This window comes from Flavobacterium sp., assembly GCF_044369455.1.
GTDB lineage: Bacteria > Bacteroidota > Bacteroidia > Flavobacteriales > Flavobacteriaceae > Flavobacterium.
Window position 1 is genome coordinate 1 of the sequence record NZ_JBIPLW010000052.1, and the last position, 7,466, is coordinate 7,466.

At 59.8% G+C, this 7,466-nt stretch carries 7 protein-coding genes; all 7 read left to right on the top strand.

The annotated features are described in order from the left end of the window. Positions 1-901 (top strand): DUF1501 domain-containing protein (locus ACIQ2L_RS13810; protein WP_396159827.1); only part of this gene is annotated, 901 nt, incomplete at its 5' end. Then, entirely contained in the window at positions 901-1,938 is a 1,038-nt protein-coding gene (locus ACIQ2L_RS13815) for a hypothetical protein (RefSeq protein WP_396159829.1), read from the top strand. The genes ACIQ2L_RS13810 and ACIQ2L_RS13815, both read left to right, overlap by 1 nt. A gap of 92 nt (positions 1,939-2,030) precedes the next feature. Beyond that, entirely contained in the window at positions 2,031-3,275 is a 1,245-nt protein-coding gene (locus tag ACIQ2L_RS13820) for a DUF1080 domain-containing protein (protein ID WP_396159831.1), read from the top strand. A gap of 125 nt (positions 3,276-3,400) precedes the next feature. After that, positions 3,401-4,162: a hypothetical protein gene (locus tag ACIQ2L_RS13825; RefSeq protein ID WP_396159833.1), complete on the top strand. Its 762-nt coding sequence runs from the start codon at positions 3,401-3,403 to the stop codon at positions 4,160-4,162. Further along, on the top strand, positions 4,159-4,944 hold the full coding sequence (locus ACIQ2L_RS13830; RefSeq protein ID WP_396159835.1) for a hypothetical protein: 786 nt from the start codon (positions 4,159-4,161) through the stop codon (positions 4,942-4,944). The genes ACIQ2L_RS13825 and ACIQ2L_RS13830 overlap by 4 nt, the downstream gene beginning before the upstream one ends. 169 nt (positions 4,945-5,113) lie before the next feature. Next, positions 5,114-6,214, top strand: coding sequence for a sialidase family protein (locus ACIQ2L_RS13835; protein ID WP_396159836.1), 1,101 nt, complete (start codon positions 5,114-5,116; stop codon positions 6,212-6,214). Positions 6,215-6,234: 20 nt separating this feature from the next. Continuing rightward, positions 6,235-7,466, top strand: a 1,232-nt coding sequence (locus tag ACIQ2L_RS13840) for a sulfatase (RefSeq protein ID WP_396159838.1), incomplete at its 3' end; no start/stop codon positions are given.

A 7,466-nucleotide genomic window follows, 5' to 3' on the forward strand; every position in this document is an offset into this window, starting at 1 on the left:
CTCATGGACGCACTACGGCCTCGGCTCGGAGAATCAGAACCTGCCCGGCTTCGTCGTCATGGGCTCGCGGAAACGCATGTGCCGCACCAGTGGATTCTTGCCCCCCATCCATCAGGGCTCACCCTTTTTCCAGGACCCCGCGCGGCCTTTGGACGACCTCGTTATGGCCGAGAAACTCAAATCGCTCCAGCAGAACAAAATGCAGGCGGTCGGCCAACTCGACCGCGTCTTCCTCCAATCCTCCTCACAAAATCAGATCATCGAGGCCGCCATCGCCAATCACGAAAAGGCCTACGTCATGCAGGATGCTGTTCCCGAGGCCACCGATCTCACCAAGGAGACCGCCGCCACCCTCGCGCTCTACGGCGTGGGAGCCGAGCACAAGGAGACGGATAAGTTTGGCAGGCAATGCCTCGTGGCCCGGCGGCTGCTCGAGCGCGGCGTCCGTTTCATCGAGATCGTCAGCAATGGCTGGGACAGTCACAACGACATCCAAAACGCCCATGCCAAGCTCGCCATTTCCATCGACCGTCCTATCGCCGGACTGCTGAAGGATCTGAAAAGCCGCGGCCTGCTGGAGGAGACGCTCGTCGTCTTCGCCACCGAGTTTGGCCGCACCCCAAACACCGAAGGCGCGGACAGTAAACCGGGCCGCGACCATCACCCGTGGGGCTACACCATTTGGATGGCCGGTGCTGGCCTTCGCCCTGGCATGAGCCACGGCATGCTCGACGAGTTCGGCTACTTCCCGGTCGAAGGAGCCGTCGATATCCACGACCTCCACGCCACAGTGCTCCACTTGCTCGGCATCGACCACGAGCGCCTCACCTACCGCTACTCCGGTCGCGATTTCCGCCTCACCGATGTCCATGGAAACTTAGTAAAGGAGATTCTCGCTTGATGATGCCAAACGATCATAAAACAAACCATCTGTCATTTTGTCATCCGATGAGACTCGTCGTGCTCCACGCTCTCTTCGCGCTGGCCTTCACCTGCGGGAAGGTCAGCGCCGAGGAACGCTTCCTCCTCGCGGCGGACAATCAAGTCATCGAGGTCAACCGTGCAGGCATGGTCACGGACGTGCTGAAACTTCCCGGCTACGGCGGCATCTATGACGCATGGCGTCTGCCGGAAGGCGGCGTCGCGTTTGCGCATCGCGGCGGTCTGGCAGTCTTCGATGCGACGAAGAAGCTCGTGCTGGAACATGCAGCGCGTCGCGGTGAAAAGGGGGCGGAGGCGAACAGTTGCGCGGTGCTCGATGGCGGTGCGCGTTTCGCGCTGATGGATAGCGGCGTGTGCCAGATCCGCGTGGTGGATCGCGGCGGCGCTGTAGTGAGCAAGACGCCGTTGCCAGACCTCAGTGATGATCCATTGCACTTTCGTTACCGTATGATCCGCGCGGTGCCGGGCGCGAAGGCGTTTTGGGTCGGCCAATACGGACGCAAGACGGTTCTCAAGGTCGAAGCCACAACAGGCAAGGTCTTGCAATCGATACCGCTCGACCCGCTACTCACCCCATCGCCCACGGTGAAGAAGGCCTTTGCCATAACGCAGAGCGATGATGGCTCGATGTTTGTCTCCACCTCGACAGGCTGCCAGTTGCTGCACATGGGTCCGGATGGAAAAAAACTGACGTGCTGGACGACTCAGGAGCTTGGTCTCTCCTGCAGTTACCTTCTGGGGATGCAGCGTCTGCAGAGTTGGAACCTGCTCGTCGCCTGCGGAGATTATCATCTCAAAAACTCCGATGAAGGCCGTGACCTGCTCGCGGAGATCGATGCGAATGGCAATATCGTCTGGCGACTCCGGCGTGAGCAGTTGGTGGATCAAATCGAGGGCGTTGTCGAAAAGAGCACGGGCATGGAGGAGATGCGCATCACCAATGTCCATGCCTACGACAACGCTCATCTCGCGGAATGTCTCGACGTTCAGCGATGACAAAAGAGCGACCCGACGGCCATGACGCTCGCACAATTCCAACATCTTCACCGAAGCGCTAACCCAATCACCCCTCCAAACACTGCACAACCATGATGAATACACTCTTCCTCCTCCTCACCTTCCTACTCATCACCTCCGCAGCCTGGGCTCAGACACCGCTCTCCGATGGAAAGACCTTCACTGGCTGGGAGGGGGACACTACCAAGCAATGGCGCATCGAAGAGGGCGCTTTCACTTCGGGATCACTCGAGAAAAAGCAACCTTACAACGACTATCTTGCGACGACGAAAGAGTTCGGTGACTTTGAGCTTACGTTGAAATGGAAGCTGGAGGGCACGGAAGGCTTTGTGAATGGCGGTGTGCAGTTCCGCTCCAAGCGTGTCCCGAAGGGCACCGAAGTATCCGGATTTCAGGCGGACCTCGGCGCAGGTTACGACGGAGCGCTCTACGACCACATCCGCCGCAGCAAAGTCATCCAGAGACCCACGAAGGAAGTGCTGGAAAAGGCGAGTAAACCGGTCGGAGAATGGAACGACTACCGCGTCCGCGCCGAAGGCTCGCGCATTCAGATCTGGCTCAATGGCGTGCAGACCGTGGACTACACCGAGACCGACCCGACCGTCGAGACCACCGGCATCATCGCCGTTCAGATCCACGGCAATTCAACCGCCATTGTGCGCTACAAGGACATCGCCATCACGGAGCTGACCGCCGGGCACGCAATCGAACCGGCTGCCAAAGTGATGTTGTTCGACGGAAAATCCCTTGACGGCTGGATTCCCTTCAGCCCCGAGGTTGGGAAGGGCAAAGAGGACAATTCAACCGGCGTAAAGGTCTGGTCAGTCCGCGATGGCGTGATTCACTGCGAGGGCAAGCCGAAGGGTTACCTCCGCACCAGCAAAGACTACGCGAACTATCAACTGCATCTCGAGTGGCGCTGGGACGGCAAGCCGACCAACAGCGGCGTGCTGCTGCACAAGTCAGGCCCCGACATCCTCTGGCCGACCTCCATCGAGGCCCAACTCATGCACGAGAACGCAGGTGACTTCTATTTGATCAACCTCTCGTCCATGACCGTCAATGGCAAGCAGGTCGGCCCGGTTGAAAAACCATACCTAAGAGCCAAGAAACAGGAGTTGTCGAACGAGAACCCTCCGGGCGAGTGGAACAGCTACGATATCTTCTGCGATGGCGACTCGATCCAACTGACCGTCAACGGGGTGCTGCAGAACAAGGGCACCGGCGCCAAACCCTCCAGCGGCGCGATCTGCCTGCAGAGCGAGGGCTGCCCGATCCAGTTCCGCAATATCTACCTCAAACCGCTGGAGAAGTAGCCCATGCGTTCCCGCCACCGCCAGTCTCGGTCCCTGATCCCGCTCATCGCATGGGTCGCAGGAGAGTCTCCCTACCTTTTTAATCCCCTCATCCTGCACCTGCATCGAGCTGGAAGATTGTTGCTATGAAACAAACTTACACGTTACTCACCGCCCTGCTGCTCGCGCCGCTGGCCGCGTTGCACGCCGCGGAAACACAACCCGTCTCCACATCCGCGACAAGGGCCGCCGACTTCGGCTACGCACCGCCGAATCTCGGCACGGGCACGCTCCCTCCGCCGCTGCCGAAGAGCACGATCCGTGTCACCGTGAATCGCGGCAGCCTTGATCCTGGCTTCGGAGCCTTTTGCACGCTGCCAAACATTGCGCATTTCCACGGCCGGCTTTTCGTGACTTGGAATAATCATCTCAAAGACGAGGATCACCCGGGCATGCGGATCCAGATGAGGCATTCCTCAGATGCCGGTAAAACGTGGCTGCCTGACCTCAGCCAGCCGCCCGTCATGCTCTCGCCTTCGCTCGGTGCGATGCTCGAGATGGGCGAGAAATCAACCGCCTCGAAAAGCGTGCAATGGAACAGCGGCTTTGCCTTCACCGACAACGGCGAGCGTCTTTGGGCCATCGCCAACGAGGGCACGAGCCTTGAAAAGGGCCGCGGTCTGCTGGCTCTCGAACTCCGGCGCGACGGCAACCGAGGCGAGGTTCTGTGGCTGGAACCGAAACCGGTGACGGTGGACGAAGGCCACTCCAAACGCCACTACGACGTCGGCAACCCCGCTGCCACCGTCGTCGGAGATGAGCTCTTGACCGCCTATAGCCTGAATAAAGAAGACATCGAGCTGTGCCATGTGCATCTTTCCGATCTCGCCCGCGGACCTTTGCCATGAATACCACACTCACACTTCTAACCACCTTCCTTCTCGCGCCGCTTGCCACTCTGCACGCCGCCGATCCCAAGCAATTCCCTCCGTCGCACAATGACGCCGGGTGGCTTCGCGAGAAAGGGACGCTCATCTTTCACGACCCCTTCGAGCGCGAGGAAACCGGCAAGGGTATGAAGGCCATCGGCAACGGCTGGGAGAGCGCCACGGCGGATCGCGTGCCGCAGATCAAACAGGCCGATCTCGACAGTGGCATCCTCAAGATCGCCAGCGCCACGAAAGAAGCCGGACACGCCGCGCACATTCATCACGATGCCGGCTTCACCGATGGCGGTGCCGTCGTGCGTTTCAAGTTTCCCGGCCTGAACAAAGACGAATCGCTTCAACTGGGCTTCGTGGACCGCGAGACCAAGGGCATCCATGCGGGTCATCTCTGCTACGGCATCCTTTCGCAGAGCAACATCTCACTCATGGATTCGAAGACCGGCGATATGAATCTGGAGATCCGTCAGCGGCGACAGGAGTATCTGGACCGAAAAGAGAAACTACCCGCTGATCTCGATGCCTTGTTGAAAACGAAGCGAGTCACCGTCCCGTGGAATGCGGATACCGACTGGCATGAACTCGTGCTCGTGACCGAAGGGGACGAGATGCGCCTGAGCCTCGATGGTAAGGTCATCATCCATCATCGATCCGAAGGCTTTGCGCATCCGATGAAGCGCTGGTTCAGTTTCCTCGTGCCGAGCACGGTATGGATCGAAGACGTGAAGATTTGGAAAGTGAATTGATCGCGAACGTCCAAACCGCAGAAGAGAAAGCAAAACAATGAACCGACCCAAGAGCATCTCAATCATCAATCATCAATCAATGGCTTCACGGCAATCACACATTCCGCGCCGCACCTTCCGAGACCGACTCCTTTGGGAGCAATGCCGGAACCTTGAGCTGACTAAAACCATGAATCACATCCTCACATTCCTCGCCCCACTCCTGCTCGCAACGCTGTCCGCAGTGCACGCCGCCGAGCCCCCTTTTCCCGCTGGCATCAAGCATGTGCGCGTCGAGCGCAGTGATTCGGATAGCTACCAGTTCCTCCATGATCCGGCCATCGAGTTTCATAAAGGGGAGCTTTTCGCCGCATGGTATAACTGTCCAGAGAAGGAGATCGTCGGCGAGTCGCTCATCCGCTGCCGTCGCTCGAAGGACGGCGGCGAAACGTGGTCCGCGCTGGAGGTCATCGCTGAGGACACGAGCCGGGACGGGACCTACTACGTGCCCGCGCAACTGCTCTCGCATGGCGGCGTGCTCCACGCGTATGTCGGCAAGATGAAAGGGCACGACCTCATCACCAACTGCGCGGTTTTTGTGCTCGATGAGGCGACTAATCGCTGGCAGCCGCGCGGCGACATCGCCGACCTCTTCCTGCCAAATTGCCAGCCGTTGAGAATGGCCGATGGCAACTGGATCATGGCAGGCAGGGTGGCGAGCCGCTTCGGCGTTAAGCCTTACATTCCAGCCGTCGCCATCAGCCGGGGTGATGACCTCGCGGGCCGCTGGCAAGTTGTGCCATTGTCGAAGGAACTCTCCACAGCGCAATTGCCCGAAACCACCGTGTGGGTGGAAGGCCGTGAGCTGCTTGCCATCACGCGCAACCAAACGGACACCGTGCCTTTCGTGTTTGCCAGCCACGACTATGGCCGCACTTGGAGCGCGGTGAAGGATCACGCGTTCACCGCCTCCACCTCGAAGCTATACGCCGGCCATCTTTCCACAGGTCAGCGTTACCTAGTCTTCAATCAGCCCAAGGAAGGCGAGAAAGGCTTTAATAGCCGCGAAACACTTGTTATTGCCGTGAGCCGTCCTGGCGAGTCCGCGTTGGCGAAGACCTGGTGCGTCCAGAACCACAGCACGTTCGACCGGCCGCCCGCGTCGCATTACCCGTGCGCCATTGAGCATGAGGGCCGCCTGTTCGTCCTTTACACGGCCGGACTCTCAGGGCGCAGACAATGCGAGCTGGCGATCATTCCCATCACGTCCCTCCAAGTCGCCGACAAGTAAAGAAAGCCTTGAATCTAACCATGAAAACCACCCTCACATTCCTCACTGCCCTGCTGTTCGCGCCACTGGCCGCGTTGGACGCCGCCGATGCGCCAAAGCCCAGACCTAATGTCATCGTGATCCTCTCCGACGATCTCGGTTACGCCGACCTCGGCTGTTTTGGATCGAAGGCGATCGAGACGCCTCATCTGGATCGCATGGCGGCGGAGGGGTTGAAGCTCACGAGCTTCTACGCGCAACCCGTGTGCGGACCGAGCCGGGCGGCCTTGATGACGGGTTGTTTTCCCATGCGCGTCGCCGAGCCGGGCAATCGTAAGAACCAACACAACGTCCTGCACCCGCGTGAGGTCACGATGGCCGAGATGCTCAAGGACGCCGGCTATGCCACCGCGTGCATCGGCAAGTGGCACCTAGGCGCGCGCACGCCGGACGGATGGAACAATGCGACGATGCCCAACGCGCAGGGCTTCGACTATTTCTACGGAACGCCGCTCTACAACGGCCTCACGCCGACTGTCGAGGGAAACGCTATGCGCGGCGCGATACACCGCAACACCGAGGTCGTTGTGAAGGAGGTGCAGAACTGGGATCACATCACGCAGGACTACACGCGCGAGGCATTGGAGTTCATCCGTTCCAATCGCGCAAAGCCCTTCTTCCTCTACCTCGCGCACAACATGCCGCACATCCCACTCGGTGCCTCGGAGAACTTCAAAGGCAAGAGCGCCGGTGGCCCGTTTGGTGATGCAGTGGAGGAGATCGACTGGTCGTGCGGTGAAATCCTCAAAGCAATCAAGGAGCTCGGCCTCGACGAACGCACGCTCATCGTCTTTACCTCCGACAACGGCCCGTGGATCGAGACCACTGACGGCATGAAGCCCGGCGGCCAGCCGTTTATCCCACGCGACCACTCGGGCAACGCCGAGCCATTGCGAGGCTTCAAGATGCTCACCTGGGACGGTGGCTTTCGTGTGCCGTGCGTCGTGCGTTGGCCAGGAAATATCCCCGCCGGCTCGGTGAGCGACGAACTCACCAGCACCCTCGATTTGCTGCCGACGTTTGCCGCGCTCGCCGGCACGAACCCGCCTGCCGATCGCAAGCTCGACGGACTCGACCTCGGTGCCTTCCTGCGCACGCCCTCAGGCAAGTCGCCGCGGGCCAATTTTCTGTTCTACAGCTACACGCACCTCCAGGCCGTGCGCGACGCACGTTGGAAGCTGGTTCTGCCGCGCCCCGAGTATCCCAAGTGGAC

Bases quoted from the DNA above. Each gene is read 5' to 3' on its own strand.
- ACIQ2L_RS13835 (WP_396159836.1), top strand. From the start codon at position 5,114: ATGAATCACATCCTCACATTCCTCGCCCCACTCCTGCTCGCAACGCTG.
- ACIQ2L_RS13815 (WP_396159829.1), top strand. From the start codon at position 901: ATGATGCCAAACGATCATAAAACAAACCATCTGTCATTTTGTCATCCG.
- ACIQ2L_RS13820 (WP_396159831.1), top strand. From the start codon at position 2,031: ATGATGAATACACTCTTCCTCCTCCTCACCTTCCTACTCATCACCTCC.
- ACIQ2L_RS13830 (WP_396159835.1), top strand. From the start codon at position 4,159: ATGAATACCACACTCACACTTCTAACCACCTTCCTTCTCGCGCCGCTT.
- ACIQ2L_RS13825 (WP_396159833.1), top strand. From the start codon at position 3,401: ATGAAACAAACTTACACGTTACTCACCGCCCTGCTGCTCGCGCCGCTG.